At 63.2% G+C, this 22,731-nt stretch carries 23 protein-coding genes; 12 read left to right on the top strand and 11 right to left on the bottom strand.

Going from position 1 to position 22,731, the window contains the following annotated elements:
* Positions 1–158: 158 nt before the first annotated feature.
* The gene (locus IRI77_RS23055; RefSeq protein WP_228486276.1) at positions 159–800 is read left to right on the top strand and encodes an MOSC domain-containing protein; all 642 of its coding nucleotides are present in this window, start codon (positions 159–161) and stop codon (positions 798–800) included.
* The gene (locus tag IRI77_RS23050) at positions 797–1,585 is read left to right on the top strand and encodes a DUF429 domain-containing protein (RefSeq protein ID WP_194447359.1); all 789 of its coding nucleotides are present in this window, start codon (positions 797–799) and stop codon (positions 1,583–1,585) included. The genes IRI77_RS23055 and IRI77_RS23050 overlap by 4 nt, the downstream gene beginning before the upstream one ends.
* On the opposite strand, the gene IRI77_RS23045 is transcribed toward IRI77_RS23050, so the two are convergent.
* The 4 genes from IRI77_RS23045 to IRI77_RS23030 all read right to left on the bottom strand — a co-directional run bounded on the left by IRI77_RS23045 (position 1,539) and on the right by IRI77_RS23030 (position 4,105).
* The gene (locus tag IRI77_RS23045) at positions 1,539–1,802 is read right to left on the bottom strand and encodes a BrnA antitoxin family protein (RefSeq protein ID WP_194447358.1); all 264 of its coding nucleotides are present in this window, start codon (positions 1,800–1,802) and stop codon (positions 1,539–1,541) included. The two genes, IRI77_RS23050 and IRI77_RS23045, sit on opposite strands and share 47 nt — an antisense overlap.
* On the bottom strand, positions 1,799–2,089 hold the full coding sequence (locus tag IRI77_RS23040; RefSeq protein ID WP_194447357.1) for a BrnT family toxin: 291 nt from the start codon (positions 2,087–2,089) through the stop codon (positions 1,799–1,801). Before IRI77_RS23040 ends, IRI77_RS23045 begins: the two co-directional genes overlap by 4 nt.
* Before the next feature lie 184 nt (positions 2,090–2,273).
* On the bottom strand, positions 2,274–3,827 hold the full coding sequence (pruA, locus tag IRI77_RS23035; RefSeq protein WP_194447356.1) for an L-glutamate gamma-semialdehyde dehydrogenase: 1,554 nt from the start codon (positions 3,825–3,827) through the stop codon (positions 2,274–2,276).
* A gap of 5 nt (positions 3,828–3,832) precedes the next feature.
* On the bottom strand, positions 3,833–4,105 hold the full coding sequence (locus IRI77_RS23030; RefSeq protein ID WP_194447355.1) for a YtxH domain-containing protein: 273 nt from the start codon (positions 4,103–4,105) through the stop codon (positions 3,833–3,835).
* A 129-nt stretch (positions 4,106–4,234) separates the two neighbouring features.
* Here IRI77_RS23030 and IRI77_RS23025 point away from each other — a divergent pair, with 129 nt between their 5' ends.
* A complete protein-coding gene (locus IRI77_RS23025) occupies positions 4,235–4,492 on the top strand; it encodes a putative signal transducing protein (protein ID WP_194447354.1) in 258 nt (85 codons plus the stop codon).
* Between the two features lie 3 nt (positions 4,493–4,495).
* Here IRI77_RS23025 and IRI77_RS23020 read toward each other — a convergent pair whose 3' ends face one another.
* Together IRI77_RS23020 and IRI77_RS23015 are read right to left on the bottom strand one after the other, a co-directional pair.
* Entirely contained in the window at positions 4,496–6,934 is a 2,439-nt protein-coding gene (locus tag IRI77_RS23020) for a DNA internalization-related competence protein ComEC/Rec2 (protein ID WP_194447353.1), read from the bottom strand.
* A 44-nt stretch (positions 6,935–6,978) separates the two neighbouring features.
* The gene (locus IRI77_RS23015; protein WP_194447352.1) at positions 6,979–7,143 is read right to left on the bottom strand and encodes a hypothetical protein; all 165 of its coding nucleotides are present in this window, start codon (positions 7,141–7,143) and stop codon (positions 6,979–6,981) included.
* A 106-nt stretch (positions 7,144–7,249) separates the two neighbouring features.
* On the opposite strand from IRI77_RS23015, the gene tatA reads away from it, so the two are divergent.
* On the top strand, positions 7,250–7,402 hold the full coding sequence (gene tatA, locus IRI77_RS23010; protein WP_194453766.1) for a twin-arginine translocase TatA/TatE family subunit: 153 nt from the start codon (positions 7,250–7,252) through the stop codon (positions 7,400–7,402).
* A 247-nt stretch (positions 7,403–7,649) separates the two neighbouring features.
* Here the strand turns inward: tatA and IRI77_RS23005 are convergent, their stop codons facing one another.
* Positions 7,650–7,976 carry an HU family DNA-binding protein gene (locus IRI77_RS23005; RefSeq protein WP_194447351.1) on the bottom strand — a complete coding sequence of 109 codons (327 nt, stop codon included), beginning with the start codon at positions 7,974–7,976 and terminating at the stop codon, positions 7,650–7,652.
* Between the two features lie 320 nt (positions 7,977–8,296).
* Between IRI77_RS23005 and IRI77_RS23000 the strand changes: the two genes are divergently transcribed.
* Positions 8,297–9,457 (top strand): hypothetical protein, encoded by a 1,161-nt coding sequence (locus IRI77_RS23000; protein ID WP_194447350.1) that lies wholly within the window; start codon positions 8,297–8,299, stop codon positions 9,455–9,457.
* A 33-nt stretch (positions 9,458–9,490) separates the two neighbouring features.
* Positions 9,491–10,354: an alkaline phosphatase family protein gene (locus tag IRI77_RS22995; protein WP_194447349.1), complete on the top strand. Its 864-nt coding sequence runs from the start codon at positions 9,491–9,493 to the stop codon at positions 10,352–10,354.
* A 3-nt stretch (positions 10,355–10,357) separates the two neighbouring features.
* On the opposite strand, the gene IRI77_RS22990 is transcribed toward IRI77_RS22995, so the two are convergent.
* Complete coding sequence (locus tag IRI77_RS22990; RefSeq protein WP_194447348.1) at positions 10,358–11,620, bottom strand: hypothetical protein; 1,263 nt, start codon at positions 11,618–11,620, stop codon at positions 10,358–10,360.
* Positions 11,621–11,894: 274 nt separating this feature from the next.
* Here IRI77_RS22990 and IRI77_RS22985 point away from each other — a divergent pair, with 274 nt between their 5' ends.
* Positions 11,895–13,037, top strand: coding sequence for an FG-GAP repeat domain-containing protein (locus IRI77_RS22985; RefSeq protein WP_194447347.1), 1,143 nt, complete (start codon positions 11,895–11,897; stop codon positions 13,035–13,037).
* A 2-nt stretch (positions 13,038–13,039) separates the two neighbouring features.
* Positions 13,040–14,458, top strand: coding sequence for an esterase/lipase family protein (locus IRI77_RS22980; RefSeq protein WP_228486274.1), 1,419 nt, complete (start codon positions 13,040–13,042; stop codon positions 14,456–14,458).
* Here the strand turns inward: IRI77_RS22980 and IRI77_RS22975 are convergent, their stop codons facing one another.
* Positions 14,459–17,086: a serine/threonine-protein kinase gene (locus tag IRI77_RS22975; RefSeq protein WP_194447346.1), complete on the bottom strand. Its 2,628-nt coding sequence runs from the start codon at positions 17,084–17,086 to the stop codon at positions 14,459–14,461.
* A gap of 117 nt (positions 17,087–17,203) precedes the next feature.
* Between IRI77_RS22975 and IRI77_RS22970 the strand changes: the two genes are divergently transcribed.
* From IRI77_RS22970 to IRI77_RS22955, 4 genes are all read left to right on the top strand, one after another.
* Positions 17,204–18,100 carry an alpha/beta hydrolase gene (locus tag IRI77_RS22970; protein WP_194447345.1) on the top strand — a complete coding sequence of 299 codons (897 nt, stop codon included), beginning with the start codon at positions 17,204–17,206 and terminating at the stop codon, positions 18,098–18,100.
* Positions 18,101–18,236: 136 nt separating this feature from the next.
* Complete coding sequence (locus IRI77_RS22965; RefSeq protein ID WP_194447344.1) at positions 18,237–18,605, top strand: metallopeptidase family protein; 369 nt, start codon at positions 18,237–18,239, stop codon at positions 18,603–18,605.
* Positions 18,606–18,636: 31 nt separating this feature from the next.
* On the top strand, positions 18,637–18,903 hold the full coding sequence (locus tag IRI77_RS22960; RefSeq protein ID WP_194447343.1) for a hypothetical protein: 267 nt from the start codon (positions 18,637–18,639) through the stop codon (positions 18,901–18,903).
* 17 nt (positions 18,904–18,920) lie between these two features.
* Positions 18,921–20,312: a hypothetical protein gene (locus IRI77_RS22955; RefSeq protein ID WP_194447342.1), complete on the top strand. Its 1,392-nt coding sequence runs from the start codon at positions 18,921–18,923 to the stop codon at positions 20,310–20,312.
* On the opposite strand, the gene IRI77_RS22950 is transcribed toward IRI77_RS22955, so the two are convergent.
* Both IRI77_RS22950 and IRI77_RS22945 read right to left on the bottom strand, forming a co-directional pair.
* Entirely contained in the window at positions 20,230–21,729 is a 1,500-nt protein-coding gene (locus IRI77_RS22950; protein ID WP_194447341.1) for a S41 family peptidase, read from the bottom strand. The two genes, IRI77_RS22955 and IRI77_RS22950, sit on opposite strands and share 83 nt — an antisense overlap.
* A complete protein-coding gene (locus IRI77_RS22945; protein ID WP_194447340.1) occupies positions 21,726–22,730 on the bottom strand; it encodes a D-alanine--D-alanine ligase family protein in 1,005 nt (334 codons plus the stop codon). Before IRI77_RS22945 ends, IRI77_RS22950 begins: the two co-directional genes overlap by 4 nt.
* Position 22,731: the final 1 nt, after the last annotated feature.

Genomic DNA, 22,731 nt, shown 5'->3' with positions numbered 1-22,731 from the left:
GGACGGATTGCATTGGTTCATGAGATCTCAGGTTTGTCCTGAGATCTCATGGCGGCGGCCACTAGCTTCTCTTCGTAAGCTGTTGATATTGCGGCGCAGGTAGTTTGGCACGCAGGTTGCACTGCCTCGCTTGGTCTCTAGAGAGCGAGGGCAAGGCGATGCGAGTCCAGGAGATTTGGCGATATCCAGTGAAGTCGATGGCCGGCGAGCGGCTGCCGGCGGCTGAGATCGGACCGGCTGGGATTGCGGGCGACCGCGTGATCCAGGTGCGCAACGGGCAGGGCCGGATTTATACGGCTCGCACGCGTCCGAAGCTGCTGCGGCATCGCGCCATTCTGACCGCTGACGGAGAAGTGCTGGTGGACGGGCTGCCGTGGCAGTCCGAGGAGATCCGGCGGGCTGTCGAAGCCGTGGCGGGGGCCGGCGCGCACCTGGTGCGGAGTGACGCGGAGGACCGGTTCGATATCCTCCCGCTGCTGGTGGCCACCGACGGGATGCTGCAGGCGGTGGGCGTGGATACGCGGCGCTTCCGGCCGAATCTGGTGATCAGCGGAGTGCCGGGACTGGCTGAGCGGGCGTGGGAAGGCGCCCAGTTGCGGATCGGCTCCGTTTTGATCGGAATGGAGGACCTGCGTGGCCGGTGCATCATGACAACTTACGACCCGGATACCGGCGCACAGGACTTGAACGTATTGCGGCGGATCCAGCGCGGTTTTCAGGGTGTGTTGGGTTTGAACAGCTATGTCCTCGAACCAGGCCGAATCAGCGAGGGGGATGAAGTGGAGTTGATCCAGCCGTGAGCGTCTTCCTCGGCGTGGATTTGGGTTGGTACGGGAAGCCCAGCGGATTGGCGTCCGTGGTTCCAGACGGTCCGGGTTTGCGTCTTCGGAACGTCACGCGGCTGGAGGCCGCGGATGAGATTCTGGACTGGATCCGCATCGAGATGCAGGACGAGGACGGAGTGGTGGGTGTCGACGCGCCGACCATCATTACGCGGCAGACGGGCATCCGGGACGCGGAACGCGAACTGAACAAGGACTTCCGCCGGTTTCACGCGGGTTGCCACGCCGCGAACCTGGGGCTGCCGTTTGCGCCGCTGGTCCTCGCCTTCAGCCGCCGGTTGGCCGACGCGGGTTTTCGGCATGGGGCAGACATCCAGGCGCAAGCAACAGGCCGTTTCCAGATTGAGATCCACCCGCACGCGGCGTCGGTCCGGTTGTTTGGGCTGGAGCGAATCGTGAAGTATAAGCGCGGGCGCCGGGCGGAGCGGGCGGCGGAGTTAGCGCGTCTGCGCGGGTTGATGTTGTCGAGGCTACCCATGCTTGATCCGCCGCTGGCCCTGACGCTGCCGGAGATTCCGGAGAGGGGTCCGACCAAGCCGGTGGAGGATCAGATCGATGCGGTGTTATGCGCCTACATTGCGGCTCACTGGTGGTGGTGGGGCAAGGCGCGGAACACGGTGTATGGGTCGAACACGGAGGGGTTTATTGTGGTGCCGGGGCGGCCAACGCTCGCAGCTTCGGTGGCTTCAATCCCGGCTAGGTCTTCAGGCTGCGCTGCATCTCCAAACGCAGGATCAGGTTGATCCGGCGCTGGTAGCCGGGCCCCGAGCGCTTGAGCCAGTCCAGTACGTCCGCGTCGAGACGCACGGATACCGGCTTCTTGATCGGGCGGTAGAACTTACCCACGACTGCCTTATCGCTAAATGAAACTTCAGGGATGTCGGATGTATCGATCTGGCTATCCGGCTGTCCGGCCAGAGCTTCCAATTCGGTCTTCTGTTGGAGTGTGAGCTTCTTCATAGCAGGTTCTCGTAGCAGTGTTGTTCCTTGGAAGTCGCTTTGCGCGCCGAGATCACTCGAATGATTTCACCCGGTTTGCCCCCCACATGCCATGTGTGGATCACCAGCACGATGAGCGTGCCTGCGATCAACCCTATGGACTGCCAACGTTCTTCGCCATCCACCACCCGTTCCACTTCACTCAGGACGTATGGATCCTGGAAGACCAGAATCGCGGTCTCGAACGAGAGACCGTGTTTCGCTTTGTTTGCACGGTTCTTGTTCTCGTCCCACTCGTACCGGGTCACTTGTATATACAGAATAGCATATACAATCCAGGCCGACGAGAGATCAGATCGTGCAGAGATGTGGCCCTAAAAAGGGAGAACGGCGCAACCGAAGCTGCGCCGTTCGCCACGTGGATCGGAATTGACCCTGTGTCTGTTACTTGATGGTCCCCTTCTAATCGGGGTCACCATCAGTATAGCTCCACTAACTCATCTTCTGCGCAATGCTCTTGGCCTGGACGAACCAGAGCAGGTAGTCCGGGCCGCCGGCCTTGGAATCGGTACCGGACATGTTGAAGCCTCCGAAGGGGTGGGCTCCGACCATGGCTCCGGTGCACTTGCGGTTGATGTAGAGATTGCCGACGAAGAACTGCTCCTTGGCCTTGGCGATCTTCTCCGGATTGTTCGTATAGACCGCTCCGGTCAGGCCGTAATCCGTCGCATTCGCCAGCTCCAGGGCATGATCGAAATCACGCGCCTTGGTGACGCCCAGGACGGGTCCAAAGATCTCTTCCTGGAAGATGCGCGACTTGACGTCGATGTCAGCGATCACCGTCGGCGCCACGAAGTAGCCGTCGCCCGGCAGGCGTTCGCCTCCCGTCAACACACGGCCTTCCTGCCTGCCGACCTCGGCATAGTCCAGGATGGACTTCATCGAACGCTCGTTGATGACAGGACCCATGTAGTAGGCGGGATCATCGGACGGGCCTACCTTGATGTCCTTCACTTTTGCGACGAGCTTTTCCAGGAACGAGTCGTAGAGCTTCTCGCTGACGATCGCGCGGGAGCAGGCCGAGCACTTCTGGCCCTGGTAGCCGTAAGCGCTCCAGAGTACGCCCTGCACAGCGTCGTCGAGATCGGCCTCTTCGTCGACAATGATGCCGTCTTTGCCGCCCATCTCGGCGATGACGCGTTTGATCCAGATTTGGCCGGGCGCCGTCTTGGCCGCCAGTTCGTTGATGCGCAGACCCACTTCGCGCGAGCCGGTGAACGAGATGAAGCGCGTCCGCGGGTGGGTGATGAGCAGATCGCCCACTTCGGCGCCGCTGCCCACCATGAGGGTGAAGCTGTGCGGCGGGAAGCCGGCCTCATCGAGCACTTCGGCGAACTTGGCGGCGATGGTCGGCGTGTCGGAGGACGGTTTCACCACGACGGTGTTGCCGGTCACCAGCGCGGCCGTCGTCATGCCGACCAGGATGGCGAGCGGGAAGTTCCAGGGCGGGATCACGATGCCCACGCCCAGCGGCAGGTAGCGCATTTCATCGTGCTCGCCGGGCAGTTGCACCAGCGATTCAGGCGACGCGAGACGTTCCGCCAGCAGGGCATAGTAGTCGCAGAAGTCGATTGCTTCGCTGACGTCGGCTTCCGCCTCGGCCCAGCTCTTGCCGGCTTCGTAGACGAGCCAGGCGTCGAACTCGAGCTTGCGGCGGCGCAGGATAGCCGATGCTTTGCGGAGGCTGGCGATCCGGTCGGCCGCAGGTACGGCCGCCCAGACCGGGAAATAGGCGTCAGCCACGGCGATGGCCTGATTGGCCAATTCGGGCGTGGCTTTATGATGAAGGCCCACCACCTCGCCGGGCTGCGACGGGTTGATGGACTTCAGCAGGTCGCCGGTGCGGTGGTGCGCATCGCCAATCCGGAGGTCGTATTCTTTTCCGAATTCGGCGCGGACCGCCGCCAGAGCCGCACGCATGGGCTCGGCATTTTCGGGTTTCGAAAAGTCGGCGTACGGCTCGTTCCTGAAATCACAAAGACGCATAAGACTCAGCCTTCCACTAGTTTCTTGCCGCGATCGATCATGTCGGCGGCTTCGTCTGCGAGACGGCGGCCCTTCTCGTAGAGTTCCTTGCCCTTTTCAGCGATATCACGGCCGGTGTCGGCCAGCGAATCACGCCCGCGTTCCGCCACGCGGCCGATGCGGCGCCGCGTTACGCGGCCCGACGAAGGAGCGAACAACAGTGCGATGGTGGCGCCCACGGCGACGCCGGCTACAAACCACAGAGCTTTGCCGGAATTTTCTTCGATTTCCGAATACATAGAAATGTGCCTCCGACCGTCATTGTAGCGCCAGCCCAGCCAAGTCCGCCTTAACAGCCCATGCTGGAGGCCGCACAAATGCTGGACTTCTATTGCGCACTTACAGCGTAGAATGAAGGCGGAGGCTATATGAGCGATTCCAGCATCCCCACCCCGGACGTGAACCTCGTACCCCTGACGGAGGGCGGCTTGGAGCTTGAGCTCTCCGAGATGGAGTGCCTCTCCATCAAGACGCTGCTCGAAGCCAACGATATTCAGGTTGTCGTGCAAGGCGCGAGCCAGATGCCGAATCTGCCTTACGAGATCCTGGTTCCGGCTAACCAACTGCAAGACGCGGTTCGCGTGGTCCGCGATGCGCAGCAGACGGGCGCCGAAGTCACGGAATAACGTTCAGTCCAGATCCAGCAGCCGCCACTCCGGCGGTTCCCAACGGGCTTTGCCGACGGTTAAATACCGTCCATCGCTGCGCACCGTGACCAATCCGTCCTGATCTGTCCGCAGGATGAGGGCGTGGTGTGTGTTCAACTGGTCGATCACGCGGGGATGAGGCAGGCCGTACATGTTGCCGGTGCCAGCGGAGACCAGGGCCACGGATGGGTTCATGGCGTCCAGCCAGGCGTCGCTGGAGGAGCGTTTGCTGCCATGGTGCGCGACTTTCAGCACGTCGACATGCTGCAGGGCCGCCTCTTCCAAAAGCCGCCTCTCCACGCCCTGCTCGATGTCTCCGGTGAGTAGAAACGAATGCCGCCCGTGGCGGAGCCGGAAGACGAGCGAATCGTTGTTCTGAGGCCGCCCGGTCCAGCGTTGCTGGCGGGCAGGCGCCAGGGTTTGCCAGCGAACTCCGCCCAGATCCAGGTCGTCACCCTCCTTGAGGACCCGGATGCGGACCCCGCAGCGCCGTGCCGTCTCTTCCAGCGCGCGCCAGACCTTGGCATCCGGAGCGAAGCTGGTCCACAGTTCGCGCGGCCGGAAGTTTTCCATCAAAGCGGCCACGCCGCCGCAATGGTCGTCGTGGAGATGGCTGACGGCGATGATCGAGAGTCTTCGGATGCCGCGCGACCAGAGATAGGGCGACACGACGTCCTCGCCCACGTCCATCTGCGGCGGCGTACGGCGGCCGAACTGCGGGAAGCCGCCGCCATCGACCAGCGCCATCTCCCCATTGGGCAGGCTGAGCAACAGGCTTTCGCCCTGCCCGACGTCGATGGCGGTCAGTTCCAGGGTGCCTGGCTGTTGCGAGGGCGGGAAGGGATGCCAGACGAGCAGGACCAGGAAGAGCGTGGTGAGGGCGGCGGGCAGGAGCCGCGAAGGCCAGCGGGCAGCCAGGGCCACCAGGCTGGCAGCCAGGGCGAGCGACAACCAGAGCGGCGGGTCGGCGATGCGCCACGCGGGCTCGCGCAGGGCATGCCAGGCAGCGATCGCCTGGGATACGTCCAGCAGCCAGCCTGCTATGGCGGCCGGCCAGTGCCAACCGGTGAAGACCGCGACGAACCCAACGGGCACGGCGGCGGATACCACGGGCACGGCGAGGACGTTGGCGGTGAGCCCGGTGGCGGAGAGCCGGTGAAAGTAGAGCGCCATGGGGAGAGCCAGCCCAACCTGGACGGCCGCGGAGAGCCGCAGGGCTTCCCAGAAGAAGTGCCCCAACTGCACAGCTCCGCGCATGGTCCCGAGGCAGAGTTTCATGGGCACCCGGAAAAGCAGGTGAAGGGTCTCCGCCACGAGGCGGCTTTCCAGCAGCGCCTGTGCGTCATTCGGTGACTCCAGCAGAGTCAGGGTGGGATGCGGCAGGAACGCTCCGATGGCTGCTACGGCGAGGAACGACAACTGGAAGCTGGCATCAAAGAGCTGGCGTGGATCGAAAGCAAGAAAGGCCAGGGCCACGGCGGCCAGCAGATTGAGAATCTGAGTGCGGCGGTACAGCAAGGCCGCCACGGCGAAGAGGCTGAAGCCCGCGGCGGAGCGCAGCACCGGAGCATCACCGCCGGCGACCAGCGAGTACAGCCAGGCGATGAGGGCGGAAGCGACCAGAACGGTCCGACTGCCATAGCCGAAAAAGCGCCGCCAGAGCAGCAGGATGCCACAGACCAGGGTGATGTGGCTGCCGGAGATGACCAGGGCGTGATAGGTGCCGGTGCGGCGAAAGTCCTCGATCCACGCTTTGCGGATCCCGCTCTTGTCGCCCAACAGCAGGCCGCGCATCATGGCGCTGCGATAGGCGTCGCCGGGATAGAGAATGTCGACACGAGCCAGTGCCGACGCGCGCAGTTGTTCCAGGCCGCGGCGCCAGGGTGTACCGCATGCACCGGGCAGCACTTCGCTTCGCTTGTTCTTTCCAATGGAGCCGGACCAGTAGATCTGGCGGCGCGCCATCCAGGCTTCGAGGTCGAAGGCGCCGGGATTGTGGAAGCCGTGCACGGGCCGCAGAGTGGCTTCCACCTGGACACGCCGGCCGTAGACAAACTCTCCGGCACTGGACGAGGTGCTGATTCGGGCGCGGACTCCGGGCTGCAGTTCGAGAGTGAACTGATGGCGGTCGCCGCTGGCGACGGCGGGCTCCACCACGCAACCGGTGAGCAGGGGGCCTTCGGGGATGGGTGGTACAGGTGGATCCTTTTGCCAGATAGCATCGAGCCCACCGAAGGCGAGCATGGAAAGGCCAATCGCGGTCCACCGCAGCCAGGGCCAGCGGTGTCGATGACCGAAGAGAGCGAGAAGAGCGAATCCGCCGGCGCACACTGCAAGCTCCGCCGAGCTGAAGCCGGCCAGACGCACCAGGACGATGCCTGCGGCGAAGGCAGCCGCGGGCGCGACCAGCGGATTTTTCATCTACGAGAGTAGTGGTTGGAGGGGGAGAGAACTCTCAACCGAAGTCAAGATTCCGGATCGTCGAGCTGGGACTTCTTGTGGCGGGGATCCTTGAGGACCTTGGGCGTAATGACACGCGCGGGCTTGACGGTACCAACTGCCTGACGCGCCCGGCGGCGTGCCTGGAGAGAGCGATCCTCTTTAATCTCCAATGGTTTAGGCTTCTTCATGGCATCCGTAAGACAGGTAGACAGGACGAGGGGACGCTTGACGCCCGTTTTCCCCAATACCTACAATGTTAATGGATAAGGAGGCCCTGTGCGTTCCATTGGCCCTATGGAGTTGGTTATTATTCTGGCGGTCGCCGTCCTGCTGTTTGGCGGCAAGAAGATCCCAGAATTGGCGAAAGGCCTCGGAGAGGGGATCAAGAACTTCAAGCACGCCTTGAAGGAAGAAGAATCGAAGCCCGAAGAGAAGAAGCAGGCTTAGGCCCGCGCTTCGCGCTTGCCCTCTTCCGGAACACCGCCCGCACTTTGAGCGGCGATCCTATCTAAGTCTCCCAAGATGAAAAGCCCCGATCCCAACGGATTCGGGGCTTTTCCAGTTTCTGGATGCCGGCAGCCACCGGGTTCCGGACTCCCTTCAAAACCTAAGCAAGAGCCCCGCCATCCTGTTGGAGCAGGACGCGGGGCTGTATTGCGATTGGAAATGAATGAATCCAGCGACGGTCCGGAGACTACGCCTTCTTCTTGGGGGCCTTCGGCTTCGGCGCCGGAACGATGGCGTCCTTCAGGGACTTGGCCAAGGTCAGCTTCACGACCTTCTTGGCCGGGATCTTGATGGTGGCGCCGGTGGCAGGATTGCGGCCGGTACGAGCCTTGCGCTCCACTTTCTTCAGGCGGCCGATGCCAGGCAACACACACAGGCCAACCTTCTTCGTCTGGGCGATGGCGATCTCAACGTACTTGTCGAGAACGGCCTTCGCCTGCTTGTTGGAAATCCCGGTTGCGGTGGCGATCTCCTTCACCAACTGAGTCTGCGTCAATTTCTTTACTTCGGCCATAACGACTCCTTGTGACTTCTCCGATCGTTGTCGCGGCCGTGACAGGCCGTCGGGAGGAGGATCGGAAGCTAAAAACAAAACCGATCGATTTTGTTCGAAGGTCTCGTTTGCAGATCAATCATAAGGGATGGCCGCGCGCGGTGTAAAGGGGCCTGTGGCCAGAAACCCCTATTTTCCGGGCTTTTTGGGGCAGAGATAGGCTCGGAGGCCGAAAAAGTGGGCTTTCGACGTCTCTATGACGATTGGGCGGTCCTTCACCGGGAGGTAGGGAATACGAAAGAGCACCCGCGGGCATCTATGATTGAGGGAGAAGGAAAGCGATGTTCCACGGGCGGCTTTGCCTGATTGCGTTGTGGGCGGCCTATCCGCTGCTCGCTCAACTTGAGCTGGATCCTGAGTCAGAGCAGGGTCGCAAGGCTGTCGTGGCCTTCGATTCGTTCTGGAATGATCCGCAGGCAGGTAAGCTGGCGTGCACCATCACTCACTTCAATCCGGCGCTCGACTATGGCCTGCGGATCTGGACCGGCTTCCAGGTGGCGATTTCCGCAGCGGAGTTCGATGGCAAACCGGATCGTTCCTCCGCCGTGGTGTTTCGTGTCATTCCCAGCGAAGGCCCGGCCAAGCCCAAGTATCTCTGGCTGCCGTTCGAGGTGCCCGGCAAGTATCCCGAGGGCGCTGACCTCAGGAAGCTGGAACTGCGCATGGGCGGCGGCTTCTATGTGGGTCAGGGTAAGTATTCAGTGGAATGGCTGATGGCCGATGGCAAGGGACGCCGCTGCAAGGCTGCCTGGAAACTGACAGCAAACTTCAAGGCCGTGTCGCCGACGGTCCCGCCGGGCACCGTGCAGGCCCTGGGCAATGAGATCTGGCCTGGCTTTCCCGCGCTGGCGCCCGGAACGAAGGCATCCCACGCCACCATCTTTCTCCATGCAGCGCCCGTATGGCCCCGGCGCGTGGTCACCAAGCTCTCACCGTGGGATCGCCAGATCCTGCTGAGCAGCCTGAATTCCCTGCTGCGTGACGCCAATTTCACCTCGGCCTGCGTTGTGGTGTTCGACCTGGAGCGCCGCAATGTCATTTACCGGGAGGCCGTTTTCGACCGCCGTAGTATGCGCCGGCTCATCCGCCAGTTGGCCGCAGTAGACCTCAGCACGATCGACATGGCGACGCTGAAGAATGGACCTTCGCCGAAGGACTTCCTGGAAGAGATGCTGCGCACAGAGGTGAAGGATCCTACACAGAGCGACGCATTTGTTTTCGTGGGACCGACATGGCGCGCCGGGCCCAAACTGCCGCCGATTGATCCGGCCCTGCGCGAGGCTCTGCCCAAGACCTGGTTCCTGGCCTTTACTCCACCGGCTTATCCCAGCGATGGGGATTCCGTCACGAGCCTGGTGAAATCGGCCAAGGGGAAGGTGATCCCTATCTACCGTCCCTCCGATCTGGCCGATGGGATCCGTTCACTGAACGCCCGGCAGTGACGCCCCTCCGCGCATGCGGATATCATGCTCGGTATGCGTTTGGCCCTGGTACTCCTGATCGCGATGGCCGCCCATGGCCAGCGGCATGTGATTGTTGTCGGCGTGGATGGACTCGGCGCGGAGATGTTGCGTGAAGAGGCGCCGCCCCAAATCCAGGGCCTGATGAAGAGCGGCGCGTGGACGCTGCATGCGCGCGGCGTGCTGCCGACCGTAAGCAGCCCGAACTGGGCGTCGATGATCATGGGCGCCGTACCTGAGCTTCACGGGGTTACCTCGAACGACTGGCAGCCGGACAAGTTCGACATCGCACCCGCCTGTAAGGACGCGAACGGCCGTTTCCCCACCGTATTCGGGCTGTTGCACGACAAACGGCCGGAGCTGCGCCTGGCCGTGTTTCACGACTGGAAGGACTTCGGCCGCCTGATCGAACCCGGAGCGGTACCGGTGTTACGCCACGTGAAAGGGAGTCCGGAGGCGATGCAGGCCGCCATCGAGTACTGGAAGGCAGCGAAGCCGGATCTGCTCTTCATTCATTTGGACGATGTCGACCATGCCGGTCACGACCACGGCTGGTCTGGCCCGGAGTACCGGAAAGCGGTGGAGATGGTAGGCGGTTTGTTGGACTCGCTACACAAGGCTATCCGGGACTCGGGCATGGCGGACAGCACATTTATCCTTTTTACGGCCGACCACGGCGGCACCGGCACAAGCCATGGTCACCCCACCCAGCGCGATCTCGAGATTCCGTGGATTCTCAATGGACCCGCGGTACCGCCCGGCCGCGAGATCCGCTCGCTGGTGCGGACCATCGACACGGCGGCCACCATCGCCGCGATCTTCGGTGTCGCGCCACACCCGTGTTGGACCGGCAAACCGGTTGCGGAGGCTCTGCGCTGACGTCTACCAGGTGCCCATGCGCAGCACCATCGAAACGGTGAACGCCAGGCCGCTGTTGTAGTCGCGCCCATTGGCGGGCGGCAGCCACGAGCGTTTGTATTCCAGATTCGCCAGGCGCAGCGCGATGGCAGGATTCACGCGCAGGTCCACACCGCCTCCAGCCGCCATGGAGAAGCCGTTCGCCTCATACTCCTTCGTGTAGAGATCGTGCAGCGCGACTTCCGGCTCGCCCTTCTCTTTCGCGGCTTTCTCCACCGCCTCCTTGAGAGCCGGGAACATCTCCTCCTGCGACACTTTCATGCCGCCTACCAGGACGTGGAAGTAAGGGCTCCAGCGGCCGGTGGGATTGGGATTCCAGCGCGGTCCGGCGTAAAAGCTGAGGGTGTCGCCGCTCAGGTTCTGAGGCAACCCATTCAGTTTGCAGCCATGCACCTGCGCGACCAGTTGCCAGCTCGGAGTCATGCGTAATGCAGCCTCGCCGCCGCCGCCCATGCAGGGGCCTGTCCCGCCACTGCCGAAGAAGAATTGCGGCTGGGCATCCAGGCTGAATTCGAAAGACGACAGCCCCGCCTCGCCTTCGAGTTCGGGCGGCGCTTCCGGCGGTAAGCCGGAGATACGGCCTTCGCGCAGTTCGCGCACGTAGGCAGAGTGCATCGGGGACCACAGCCCAGGACGGTCGTCACGTACCCATGGCACCTGGAAGCGCAGGACATTGGCCAGCGACCGCGAGGGGTTGAGGACGCCCCGCACGAAAACCATCGCATAAGGATTCTCCCACTTCGCTTCCAGCTTCTTGATGATGAAGCGGTCGATAGCGTCCTCGCCGATCATCCAGCCGGTTCCGACAAATGGCGTAATCACATGGTCTACTAGACCCTGCTGGGGCCACTTGCCCTGCACCTTTCCGATGGAGGCTTCGCTGACCGGCCCGGCTTCGAATTGGAAGCTGTAAGCCGCTGAGAATGCGGCCGCCCGCAGCCGGCTTTTCCAGTAGTGCCGGTTGGCGCCGAACTCCGCGTCGATGTATTTGCCGTCGTTCTGGACCCAGATGTAGCCGGAAACCGCCCCCTGCATGGGGTGTCCTACGTAGTTGACGTAGAAGGGGTCGCCGTCCGCCCAGCCGTGAAGATTGCCCGAAGCCGCCAGCCAACCGGAGAAGAACGAGCCCTTCATGCCCTCGCGGGTGCCTGGTTCGGACAAAAGGCGAAAGGAATGTTCGATGCCCAGAAAGAGCGCCGACTGCTTGAAAACGCCGCTCCAGTTCACACCTTCCTGGCGGCTGGGCTGAATCCACGGTTCCCTCGGCAGGGATTCAACCGGACGGACGAATGCAGGTGGCAGGACTGGGAGTGTTGGTACTGCATCCCCCCCGGTCTCCTCCACATTCACCGGCTCAATCACGGATTGAGCCTCCAGCGCCCCAGTACAGACGGCGGCTAATGTGCACCAGAATAAGGTGCGCACGAAACGCATAGTATCTATTATCACAGAGAACTCTTTGTGCAAAGGATGTGTCCCGCGGATGCGGGGTTTCATTGACATGACTAGACACTTGTATCTGTTCCTCCTGGCGCTGCCGTTGTGTGGCGGCGAATTGCCGGCTTTCCGGGCGCATGTGGTGACAAGCGGCCTGAAAATGGGCTACCAGTTGGTTGCGGTTGACCTGAACGGAGATGGCAAGAAGGACCTGATCGCGGTCGATGAACGGGCAACGGAGCTCGCCTGGTTTGAGAACCCGACGTGGGAGCGTCACGTGATGGCCAGCAATGCTCCGCGGCCCATCAACCTCGACTGCTTCGACTACGACGGCGATGGGATTCCGGAATGCGTGGTAGCCACCCACTTCGAAACCAGCCCGGAAAAGAGCATCGGTGACGTCTATCTGCTGAAGAGCGGCAAGGATGTGCGGCAACCGTGGACCATGCGCGAGCTCGACCGCATCCCCACCGCCCACCGCCTGCGCTGGATCGACTGGAACGGCGACGGCAAGAAGGTGCTGCTGCTGTCTCCGCTGGTGGGACTCACCGCGAAGCCGCCGCTATATGAGGGACAGACGCCTGTCTATCTGTACCGTCCGGGCGCCTGGAAGCGCGAAACGGTGACGGAAGAGCTGCACGGCATTGTCCATGCCATAGCTCCGGTGGATTGGACCACGCACGGCCAGCGCCTGATCACGGCTAGTTTCGATGGCCTGCGGCTGTTTGAGCCAAAGAAGGGAGGCGGCTGGAAGTGGACCGAGCTCAGCAAGGGTGACCCCCGCAAGTGCCCGGAATGCGGCAGCAGTGAGGTACGGCTGGGCAAATTGGGTAAGCAGCGCTTCATCACGGCGATCGAGCCCTGGCACGGCAATCAGGTGGTGGTCTATCTGCCGCGGGGAAAGTCGTGGAAACGGATCGTGATTGAAGACGGCATGATCAATGCGCACGCCCTGGCCGTGGGCGATCTGGACGGTGATGGCCGCGATGAGATTGTCTCCGGCTTCCGCGGCAAGGGGTTCCGGCTCTCCGTCTACCAGGCCGAGGACAAGGCAGGGGAGCACTGGAAGCGGACCGTGCTGGACGACGGCGGCATCGCCGGCGCAGATTGTAAGATTGAAGACTTCACAGGCGATGGGAAAGCGGATATCGTCTGCATTGGGGCTTCCACCGCAAACATAAAGCTGTACGAAAACCTTCGGAGGTGAGTATGGTCATCGTCTTCGTCCATGGATGGAGCGTGCGCAACACCAACACGTATGGGCAACTGCCCCTGCGTCTCAAGAAGAGCTTCAAGGCCGCCGGAAAACAGGTGCAGGTGGAGAATATCTACCTGGGCCAGTATGTGAGTTTCGACGACCAGGTGACGGTCGACGACATCGCCCGGGCCTTCGATTGCGCGTTGCGGGAGAAGCTTTACGATCCGGCCACGAAGCAGTGGAAGAAGTTCGCGTGTATCACCCATTCCACCGGCGGCCCGGTCGTACGGCTGTGGATGGAGCTCTACTACGGCGCGGGCAAGCTGGTCGACTGCCCGCTGTCGCACCTGATCATGCTGGCGCCAGCGAATCATGGATCGGCGCTGGCTCAACTCGGCAAGAGCCGGCTGAGCCGCATCAAGAGCTTCTTCGATGGCGTGGAGCCAGGGCAGCGTGTGCTCGACTGGCTGGAACTGGGCAGCGAGCTCAGCTGGTATCTGAACACCAGGTGGCTGGACTACGACTGCCGGGCGGCGGCCTGCTGGGTGTTCACGCTGACCGGCCAGCGCATCGACCGCAGTCTGTACGACCACCTCAACAGCTACACGGGTGAGCAGGGGTCCGACGGCGTGGTCCGCGTCGCGGCCGCCAATCTCAACACCGAGTTGCTGACCTTCGAGCAGAAGGGCCGCAAGCTCCAATTCACAGGACAGAAGAAGACCACGGATACAGGCCTGGGCGTGCTGCCCGGAAGGTCGCACTCGGGTCGGGACATGGGCATCATCGCCAGTGTGCGCGGCACGGGCGAGCATCCCACGCTGGAATGGGTGACGCGCTGCCTGGCGGTGTCAGACGTCGACTCCTATGACGCGCTCTGCAAAGACCTCGATGCGCTCACCGCGCAAACGCAGAAGGACGAGAAGGTGGAGGAGGTTAAAGGCCTGCTGCGCACCACCAAATACCAGACAGACCGCTATGTCATGCTCGTCTTCCGATTGAAGAACGACCGGGGCGAGTATCTTTCCGATTACGATCTTCTTCTCACGGCGGGCCCCGACTACTCCCCCGATGACCTGCCGGAAGGCTTCTTCGTCGACCGCCAGCGGAATCAGCGCAACCCGGGCAAGCTCACTTACTACCTGAACTACGACGCGATGGCGAAGTTGAAAGGGAAGGCGGCGGAAGGCCGGCTGGGGTTCAAGATCCTGGCGCGTCCGGTGAAGGGCGGCCTGGTCTACTACGAAGTAGCCGAGTTCCAGTCCGATGTGGGCGGCGTCACGAGTATGCTGCAGCCCAACGCCACGGTCATGATCGACATCACGCTCAACCGCAATGTCGATGCGCGGGTGTTCCGGTTCACAGAGACCCTGCCCAGCGGCGACCAGGGTGAAGAGATCAGCGGCGTGCCCCTGGGGCAGAACGTTCCGTAACTACTCAGTGGGGATTGCTTGCAGGCAGCGGGCCAGGCGATCGGGTTCGCCCTGGTCCGTGGCGCCCAGCTTGCCGTCCTGCTGCAATTGCCGGGCCAGGTCCAGCGCGCGCTGGTAAGAGGCGCGCGCCTCGGGCCAGTTGCGGTTTGTGGCATAGATCTCAGCCATCGCGGCCAGGGCCTTGAGGAGATTCAGTTGGTAACGGCCCGCTTCGGCGTTCGACCGGACGATCTGCTGGAACGCGTCGGCCGACTGTTTCAAGTGAGTCAGGGCCTCAATGGGACGGTGGACGCGAGCCAACAGGACGCCCAGGAGCGAGTTCGTGATGGCTACGTCCTCCTGGCTGCGCTGACTGCTGGGACTGCGGGCGAGCAGGGCCGATTTCAACGCCAGGCCGCGGCGCAGGCTTGACTCTGCTCCGGCCAGATTGCCCAGTTTCTCCAGGACGACACCGATCTGGTCGCATTTCACACCCAGGTCGCGGCTGACTTCGAAGTTCGCGGGATCGTCGAGGGCCAACCGCTCTGAGATCTCGGCGCTCTTCAGGCTCATGGCCAGCGAGTCCTTATACTCGCCAGTCTCGATGAGCATGACGCCCATGCGCTGGTAGATGTTGCCTACCTCACGCAAGGCCGTGGGACTGTTTGGATTGGCCGCCAGCACTTCCAACCGGATCACCAGGGCCTTCTCGTAAACGGAGCGCGCTTCGGCATAGCGGCCCAGATTCGTCTCATTGGGACTCCCCAGCGAGTCGGCGATTCGCACCAGGTCCATGGAGATCTGCCGCCGCAGGCCGTCATCGCTAGGGCTGCGAGCCAGCAGTGCCTCCCGGATGGCCAGCGCCTTCCGATTCCAGTCGATCGCATTCTGGGGTTTGCCCGCGATCTTCTGGATGTCACCCAGCACGCGGTAAGTGGATGCCAGGTCGGATTGAATCGCGGCGTTGTCGGGATCCTTGGCGTTCAGAGCCTCCCGGATCTCCAACGCTTTCCCCAGGTGATGCGCGGCGTTGAAGGCGTCGCCGGTGCCGTCGAACATTTCACTCACCCGCTGGTGGGCGGAGGCCAGGTTCAATTGCGAGATCTGGCCGGGCACGGCGCTGGCCAGTTTGTAGCGGATCTCCAGCTCCTTGCGAGCGCTGTTCAGGGCGCCGGCAATGTCGCCGATATTGGGGTAGCCCACCCGGTACTGCACCTCGCCGATCTTGTGGTAAGCCTCGGCCAGTTCGGACTGCAGCGTCAGGTCGTTGCCGGCCTCGCTGGCCAGTTTGTCCAGATAGGTCAACGCGCGCCGCACCAGCAGCATGCGAGCCGGCGTGGAGCCCGGCAGGTCGCGAATGGCGTCGCTGATCTCGAAGAGAATGCTGTGCGCCAGCTCACGCGTGTCCCGGAACCGTTCTTCGGCCCGCGCCTTCTGGTTCTGCGTGGACCAGACGCCCCACATGAGTGTGACGCCCAGCAGGAACACCACCGTGACACCGAAGCGGTGGCGGCCGGCGAACTTCCAGCCGCGATAGCGCAGAGTGTCGTTGCGGGCGCGCACCGGCCGCCCGCCCAGGACCCGGCGCAGATCGTCGGTGAGTTGTTCCACCGAGGCATAGCGCCGGTTGGGATCCTTGCGCAGCGCCATGAGGATGATCCAATCCAGGTCGCCGCGCAGCAGCTTGCTGAGCCGCTTGGGGTTCTCCTCCATCTGCGGGGGCGCGTGCTTGAGCACCATCACGCTGGGGCGCTGCGGATCGGCCAGGCAGATGGAATTCAGCAGCTCCGGCAGCGGCTGCTCCATGCGGCGCGACGGGTGCTGGCCCGTCAGCAGCTCGTACAGCACCACGCCGAGGGAGTAAACGTCACTGCTGGTAGTGATGGGCTCGCCGCTCACCTGCTCAGGGCTCGCATAAGCAGGCGTCATCGGCTGCAGGCCCATGGTTTGCGAGTGGAAGCTGCCGTCCAGGCACGCCAGTAGGTTTTTGGCGATGCCGAAGTCCATCAGCTTCACCTCGCCCTCCTCGGAGACGAGGATGTTGCTGGGTTTCAGGTCGCGATGAACAATCAGAAACCGGTGGGCATGCTGCACAGCTGCGCAGGCCTTGAGAAACAGCAGCAGCCGCTGGCGCACTGACAGGTTGTGGGCATTCGCGTATTCGTCAATCGGCCGCGCATCACGGATGTACTCCATGACGAAATACGGCAGTCCGTTGGACGTCACACCGCCGTCCAACAGCCGGCAGATGTTGGGATGATCGAGGTTCGCGAGAATCTGGCGCTCGTTCTGGAAGCGGTGCAGCAGTTCCTCGCTGTCCTGGCTGATGTTGAGCACCTTAATCGCGACGCGCTTGTGATACTGGTCGTCGTCGCGCATCGCGACATACACCACACCCATGCCGCCGCGGCCCAGCTCGCGCTCAATGCGGTAGGGACCCACTCGTCCGCCCATGCGCGGTATATCCGAGGAATCGGCCCCTTTCGGGTCCGCGGTGTGGAACTTCCTGTCGAACAGGGCACCGGCCAGCTGGCGCAGGTCCGCATCCGAGCCGCAGGCCGCGTCGAGGAACGCAGCGCGGTCGGGCAGCGGAGAGGCTTCCTCCGTATTGAGGCGGGCCAGAATCTCTTCCAGGCTCAGCTTGGACATAAATCGGGCTGGACGGTTCCGGGGGACCGTTCCCCGGTTATCGAGAGTATCGGCAGCGGCTCCGCGGGCCGATAGAGCAAGCGATACGATAGTGGCTCAGCAAGGATACTTACGACGATGCGCATTTTCACTGTGTTCCTGACCATCGCTAGTACCATGGCCTATGCCGCGGAACCGGCGGCCGAGAAGATCTGGCCCAAAGGCGCGCCCGGTGAAAAGGGCGATATCGGCCCGGAAGCCGATACGACGAAAGCGGATGGAGCGCTGGTCGCCGGCCGGCGTGTGATCCGCCTCGGCAACGTAAGTGAACCAACTATTACGATTTATCCGGCCCCGAAGAATCGCAATTCCGGCGCCGCCGTGGTGGTGCTGCCGGGCGGCGGCTACAACATCCTCGCGCTCGACCTGGAAGGCACCGAAGTGTGCGAGTGGCTCAATTCCATCGGAGTCACCGGTATCCTGCTGAAGTACCGCGTACCGGCCCGCAAGGGTGGACCGCGCTGGGCCGCCCCGCTGCAGGACGCGCAACGCGCCGTCGGCATTGTCCGCTCGCGCGCCGTCGAACTGCAGCTCGACCCCCGCAAGATCGGCGTCCTGGGCTTCTCCGCCGGAGCCCATCTGGCTGCCGTGGCCAGCACGCAATACGAGCGCCGCAGCTACGACGCGGTGGACGCGGCCGACCAGGTGAGCAGCCGGCCCGATTTCTCCGTGGTGATCTATCCCGCCTACCTCGCGGTGAAAGAGCAGGGCGACAAACTGGCCGACGAGACGCCCGTCACGGCGAACACGCCGCCGACCTTCCTGGTCCAGGCCGAGGATGACGGAGTACGCGTCGAAAACAGCCTCGTTTACTATCTGGCGTTGAAGAACGCCAAGGTCCCCGCCGAGATGCATCTGTTCGCCAAAGGCGGTCACGGCTACGGTTTGCGGCCCACGGAGTTGCCCGTGACCGGCTGGCCGAAGCTGGCGGAAGTATGGATGCGAGGGCTCGGGCTGATTCCGGCAGCGAAGTAGCCAGGCGGGGGCGTTCCACTCTTGAACTGGCGCTCGACCAAATTCCGAGTTCATTTTTCTGCACTAATTGAGGACGGCCCGACGTCCCGGATCCGAATGCTGGATGCGGAAAGCCGGCAACGCTACAATCCAGACGATGACCCCACAAGAGTTCGACCAACTCGTCGAAGAGTGCATGGGCGTCATTCCTCCGCGCTTCCGGCGCCGGCTGCAGAACCTGGTGTTCCTTGTTGAACAGGAGCCGGCCACGCCCGGGCTCCTCGGCCTGTACGAGGGCCGTCCCCTGGCCGAACGCACGTCCGTCCCGTCTTTCTCGATGCCCGACCGGATCACTCTCTACCAGGGTCCGCATGAACGCGAGGCTCGGAATCCGGCGGACCTGCGCCGCCTGGTGGAGGAGACCATCTGGCACGAGGTGGCACACTACTTCGGACTGGATGAACGGGAAGTGGTGCGAGCCGAGCGCGTGCGGCGCAACCGGTTGAGGCGTCTCAGAAATCTGTAGGACCGGCCGCTATACTTGAGAGTTGCACCCTATGCCTGCCCAAGACCATACGACCGGCGCGCGCGCGCTGGCCGGAGTGGCCGCGGTGGCTGTGGTGGCGCTCTTCGGCGCACTACAGCAGTACGGCCTGTCTGACCAGTATGCCTCGCAGTTCCACGATCCCTTCCACGTGATGGCGCAACAGGAGCGGCTCCAGCCTGTGCTGGCGCGCATTCCGGTCACCGAAAAAGTTGGCTATTTCTCCGATCTTCCGGATAGCGACCTGGCTCAGCAGGCCGCTTTCGCCTACACGCAGTAGCCGGGAGGGCCGCTAGCGTGATGGGTCTTACCGCGTTGTTGCTGGCGTGGGCGATCGGTTGGCCCTGGGTGCGTGCGTCGCAGGCTTGCGACGGGCTGCGGCCGCGCTGGATGGCCTGGATCTTGGAGATTCTGTTGGCCTTGCCGGTGGGTCTTGCCGCTACAGCCGCTTTGTCCTTTGCCCTGCTCTGGGCGGGCTTGGGCGCGCAAACAGCCGCCTACACGGCTGACGGAGTGCTGGCTGTGTGCGGCGTTGTGGGTTGGTTTCTACGCCGGAACCCTGACACCGGACAGGATGACGCTCCAGAGGTGCTGGTGTTCAAGTGGACCTGGCTGGCCGCGGTTGCTTTCGGGGTCGGCATGGTCCTGTTCGTAGCCGCGTTCTTCGCGTTCACCAACGGGAATCCGCAAGGCAACTGGGATGCCTGGTCGAGCTGGAACCTGCGGGCGAAGTTCCTGACGGACGCCTCGACGTGGCGGCTGGCGGTGACGTCGGAGTACGGATTGGCCAACGCCGATGCCCCGCTGTTGTGGCCCTCGGTAGTGGCTCGTGGTTGGATCTATGGCGGAGCGGTGGGCGATGCCCGCGTGCCGATCATCGCTTCCCTGTTGTTCGGTGCGGCCATCCCGCTGTTGCTCGGGTTTGCGCTGGCGCTGCTGCGGTCGCCGGCACTCGGCTGGCTGGGCGGCGTGATTCTGCTGGCGTCGACGCCGTTGTGGCGGCAGGCTCCGGGGCAGTATGCCGACACGCCTGTCGGTTGCCTGATTCTGGCTTCCCTCATCGTCGCGGCGCTGGCAGAGCGGAAGAACTGGGATCCCGGCGCGCTCGCGCTGAGCGGCTTACTGGCCGCCCTGGCCGCCTCCGCCAAGAACGAGGGTGCTGTGTTCTTCGTGCTGCTGGCCGGCACGCTGGCCTGGCAGGCGCGGGTCAAAGCCGCTGCCTGGTTGGGTGGAGCACTGCCTGCGTTGCTGCTGGCCATCTGCTTCCCGCTGCTGCTGGCTCCCAAGACGGCCGGCCTTTCGTTTGGTCTGCTGGCGGATATGGGCCGCGGCGCTGCGGTGCTGAGGAACTTCCTGGATTCGCTGCTGCAGTTGGGCGACTTCCCGGCGCACCCGGTGCTGCTGTTCGCTGCCCTGGCGTTGGTGCTGAAAGTGCGGTCGCCACGCGGACCGTGGTGGCCTCTCATCGTGCCGGGCCTGCTGTTGCTGGCCGACCTGATCGTCCTCTGGGTTACACCGGCATCCGTGGGCTGGCAGATCGACACCGCGCTCGACCGCAAAATGGTTCAGGTGATTGCGCCGCTGCTGTTCGCCGGCGTGCTGCTGGTCAGGGCTCCTGAAAGCCTGCCAGAGCCCGCCGAACCACAGGATCGTTCCGAAGCTCGATCTCGTCGCCGGAAGCAACGCTGATCGACTGGTTCAGAATCTCCTGTTTCAAACGGCGGCGGATGTACTCGCGCTCAGACGACCACTCGGCCAGGCCGGGCCGGATGTTGCGCTTGGACAGCCAGAGCTGGAACTCGTCCAGCATTGGACCGGTGATCTCCATGTCGCGGCTGGAATCGGCACGATGTCCGGCCAGCCATTCCGTGGCGTAGCCGGCGAAGGCGGCCGAGGTCTCCAGGACATAGCGGAAGCGGCCGGGCCGTTCCGGGAAGACCACGAAGTCGGGTTCGATACCACCGCCGCCGCGCACCGTGCGTCCGCCCACTGTCTTGAACTCGGGCCGCGTTGTCGCCGTGGCTGCCGCGAGCTCATTGTCTTTCAGCGGCTTCTGGATGCTGCGGCCGCTGGGCGTGTAGTAGAACGCCGTGGTCAGCGCCAGGCCCGCATTGTCGCTGAGCGGGAACACGCGCTGCACCAGGCCCTTGCCGTAGGACGTCTCGCCGATCACCATGCCGCGATCGTTGTCCTGGATGGCGCCGGCCACAATCTCCGACGCGCTGGCGGTTTTCGAATTGACCAGCACGGCCAGTTTGAATTCGTACGGCTTCGCTTCCTTGGGCACCTCGATGTTCTCGGTCTCGGTGCTGCGGCCGCGCGCGCTGAGGATGCGTGTACCCGGCTTCAGGAACAGCGCCGCCGTGGCGAGGCCGGCCTGCAGGACGCCGCCGGGATTCTCACGCAGATCCAGCACCAGGCCCTTCAACTTGGCGCCGCCCAGGCCTTCAATGGCTTCCTGGATCAGCGTCGCGGTATTCGTGTCGAAGCTGGTGGCGCGGACATAGCCAATGCCCGGCTCCAGCAGGAAGGAGCGGTCGACAGAGGGCGACTGAAGCTCCTCCGGAGTCAGTGTAAAGAACATGAGCCCCGCGGTCCCTTGCCGGCGCACCGCAATCTGCGCCTGTTGCTGGCGGGTCATGGAGAGCACCTGCACCAACTGTTCGAGGTCGAGATTGGCGAACGGGATGTTGTTGACGCCGACGATCTCGTCGCCCGGCGACAGGCCGGCCTTCTGCGATGGCGTGCCGGGCAGGGTCTGCAGGACGATGACACGGCCGGGCAGCACGCTGACCACGCTGCCGAAGCCCTTGGTGACGCTGCGCTCCATCTCCTGCAACTGCTGGAACTGTTCCTTGTCGAAGAAGATGGAGTGCGGATCCAGGCGGCGCAGCATGCCGGGGATGGCTCCGCCGTAGAACGCCGCATCGGGGCTCACCGGATCGGCCGCGTTCTCACTGGCGATCAGAAACACGTCCAGCACGCGCTTCAGCTCGCGTTCCAGCTCCTCGGTATTCGGCAGGGGCCGGTTCGGATTGGCAGGCGGTTTGGGCTGTGCGGCCAGCGGCAGCGTGGCCGCCAGCAGAAGTACGGCCAGCGTTCTCATCGTTCGTAGCGCAGAGCCCGGCGCAGGCTGTGACGTTCCAGCGCAAGGCTGATGAGCATGCCCACCAGCATCTCGAACGGGCAGCCGGCGTGCTCCCACATCTTCGGGTACATGCTGATGGAGGTGAAGCCCGGGATGGTGTTGATCTCGTTGATGTAGATGTTGCCGGTGGCCTTCTCGATCAGGAAGTCGACCCGGGCCATGCCGCTGCAGTCCATCGCCTGGAAGCATTCGATGGCCAGGCGCTGGACCTCTTCGATCTTCTCTTCACTCAAATTGGGCGGGATGACTGTCTTCGCCTGGTCGAGAAGGTACTTGTCGTCGTAGTCGTAGAACTCCTTCGACGGCAGGATCTCGCATGGCGTGGAGGCCTGCGGGCGGTAGTTGCCCAGCACGGCGCACTCCACCTCCTGGCCGACGATGGCGCGTTCGACAAGCACCTTGAGGTCATAGCGGCCCGCGTCCAGGATCGCTGCCTGCAGCTCTTCCACGGTGTGTGCTTTGGCGACACCCACAGATGAACCCAGGTTGCAGGGCTTCACGAAGACGGGCAGTCCAAAGCGTTCGACGATCTGAGTGAGCGTTGTGTCCCAATCGACGGCCTTGTGCGGATTGCCGGTGTGGACGATGGCGTACTCCACCACGGGCAGGCCGCGCTCCACGCTGAGGCGCTTAAAGTGCTCCTTGTCCATCGACGCGGCGGAGCCGAATACTCCGGGCCCGACGTACGCCAGGTCGGCCATTTCAAACAGGCCCTGGATGGTGCCGTCCTCGCCAAACGTGCCGTGCAGCACCGGGAAGACGACGTCAATGCCTTCATTGGCGCCGGGCTCGGGCAGAATCGGCTTGGGGTCCCACTTGCCATCTTTGCCGATGAGGTAAGGGATGACTTCGTAGTTCTCGGTGTTCAGGGCGGCCATGATGGCCTGGGCCGAGCGGATGGAGACTTCGTGCTCGCCGCTGCGGCCGCCGTACACAACTGCGACGCGGAGTTTACTCATA

The sequence above is a fragment of the Paludibaculum fermentans genome, assembly GCF_015277775.1.
Lineage (GTDB): Bacteria > Acidobacteriota > Terriglobia > Bryobacterales > Bryobacteraceae > Paludibaculum > Paludibaculum fermentans.
The sequence above is the reverse complement of the archived record's forward strand: the minus strand, read 5'-3'. Positions and strand labels throughout refer to the sequence as shown.

What these genes read in the sequence shown, in the direction of transcription:
- IRI77_RS23055 (WP_228486276.1), top strand. Translation starts at nt 159, where the DNA reads ATGCGAGTCCAGGAGATTTGGCGATATCCAGTGAAGTCGATGGCCGGC.
- IRI77_RS23045 (WP_194447358.1), bottom strand. Translation starts at nt 1,802, where the DNA reads ATGAAGAAGCTCACACTCCAACAGAAGACCGAATTGGAAGCTCTGGCC.
- pruA (WP_194447356.1), bottom strand. Translation starts at nt 3,827, where the DNA reads ATGCGTCTTTGTGATTTCAGGAACGAGCCGTACGCCGACTTTTCGAAA.
- IRI77_RS23030 (WP_194447355.1), bottom strand. Translation starts at nt 4,105, where the DNA reads ATGTATTCGGAAATCGAAGAAAATTCCGGCAAAGCTCTGTGGTTTGTA.
- IRI77_RS23025 (WP_194447354.1), top strand. Translation starts at nt 4,235, where the DNA reads ATGAGCGATTCCAGCATCCCCACCCCGGACGTGAACCTCGTACCCCTG.
- IRI77_RS23020 (WP_194447353.1), bottom strand. Translation starts at nt 6,934, where the DNA reads ATGAAAAATCCGCTGGTCGCGCCCGCGGCTGCCTTCGCCGCAGGCATC.
- IRI77_RS23015 (WP_194447352.1), bottom strand. Translation starts at nt 7,143, where the DNA reads ATGAAGAAGCCTAAACCATTGGAGATTAAAGAGGATCGCTCTCTCCAG.
- tatA (WP_194453766.1), top strand. Translation starts at nt 7,250, where the DNA reads ATGGAGTTGGTTATTATTCTGGCGGTCGCCGTCCTGCTGTTTGGCGGC.
- IRI77_RS23005 (WP_194447351.1), bottom strand. Translation starts at nt 7,976, where the DNA reads ATGGCCGAAGTAAAGAAATTGACGCAGACTCAGTTGGTGAAGGAGATC.
- IRI77_RS23000 (WP_194447350.1), top strand. Translation starts at nt 8,297, where the DNA reads ATGTTCCACGGGCGGCTTTGCCTGATTGCGTTGTGGGCGGCCTATCCG.
- IRI77_RS22995 (WP_194447349.1), top strand. Translation starts at nt 9,491, where the DNA reads ATGCGTTTGGCCCTGGTACTCCTGATCGCGATGGCCGCCCATGGCCAG.
- IRI77_RS22985 (WP_194447347.1), top strand. Translation starts at nt 11,895, where the DNA reads ATGACTAGACACTTGTATCTGTTCCTCCTGGCGCTGCCGTTGTGTGGC.
- IRI77_RS22980 (WP_228486274.1), top strand. Translation starts at nt 13,040, where the DNA reads ATGGTCATCGTCTTCGTCCATGGATGGAGCGTGCGCAACACCAACACG.
- IRI77_RS22975 (WP_194447346.1), bottom strand. Translation starts at nt 17,086, where the DNA reads ATGTCCAAGCTGAGCCTGGAAGAGATTCTGGCCCGCCTCAATACGGAG.
- IRI77_RS22970 (WP_194447345.1), top strand. Translation starts at nt 17,204, where the DNA reads ATGCGCATTTTCACTGTGTTCCTGACCATCGCTAGTACCATGGCCTAT.
- IRI77_RS22965 (WP_194447344.1), top strand. Translation starts at nt 18,237, where the DNA reads ATGACCCCACAAGAGTTCGACCAACTCGTCGAAGAGTGCATGGGCGTC.
- IRI77_RS22960 (WP_194447343.1), top strand. Translation starts at nt 18,637, where the DNA reads ATGCCTGCCCAAGACCATACGACCGGCGCGCGCGCGCTGGCCGGAGTG.
- IRI77_RS22950 (WP_194447341.1), bottom strand. Translation starts at nt 21,729, where the DNA reads ATGAGAACGCTGGCCGTACTTCTGCTGGCGGCCACGCTGCCGCTGGCC.
- IRI77_RS22945 (WP_194447340.1), bottom strand. Translation starts at nt 22,730, where the DNA reads ATGAGTAAACTCCGCGTCGCAGTTGTGTACGGCGGCCGCAGCGGCGAG.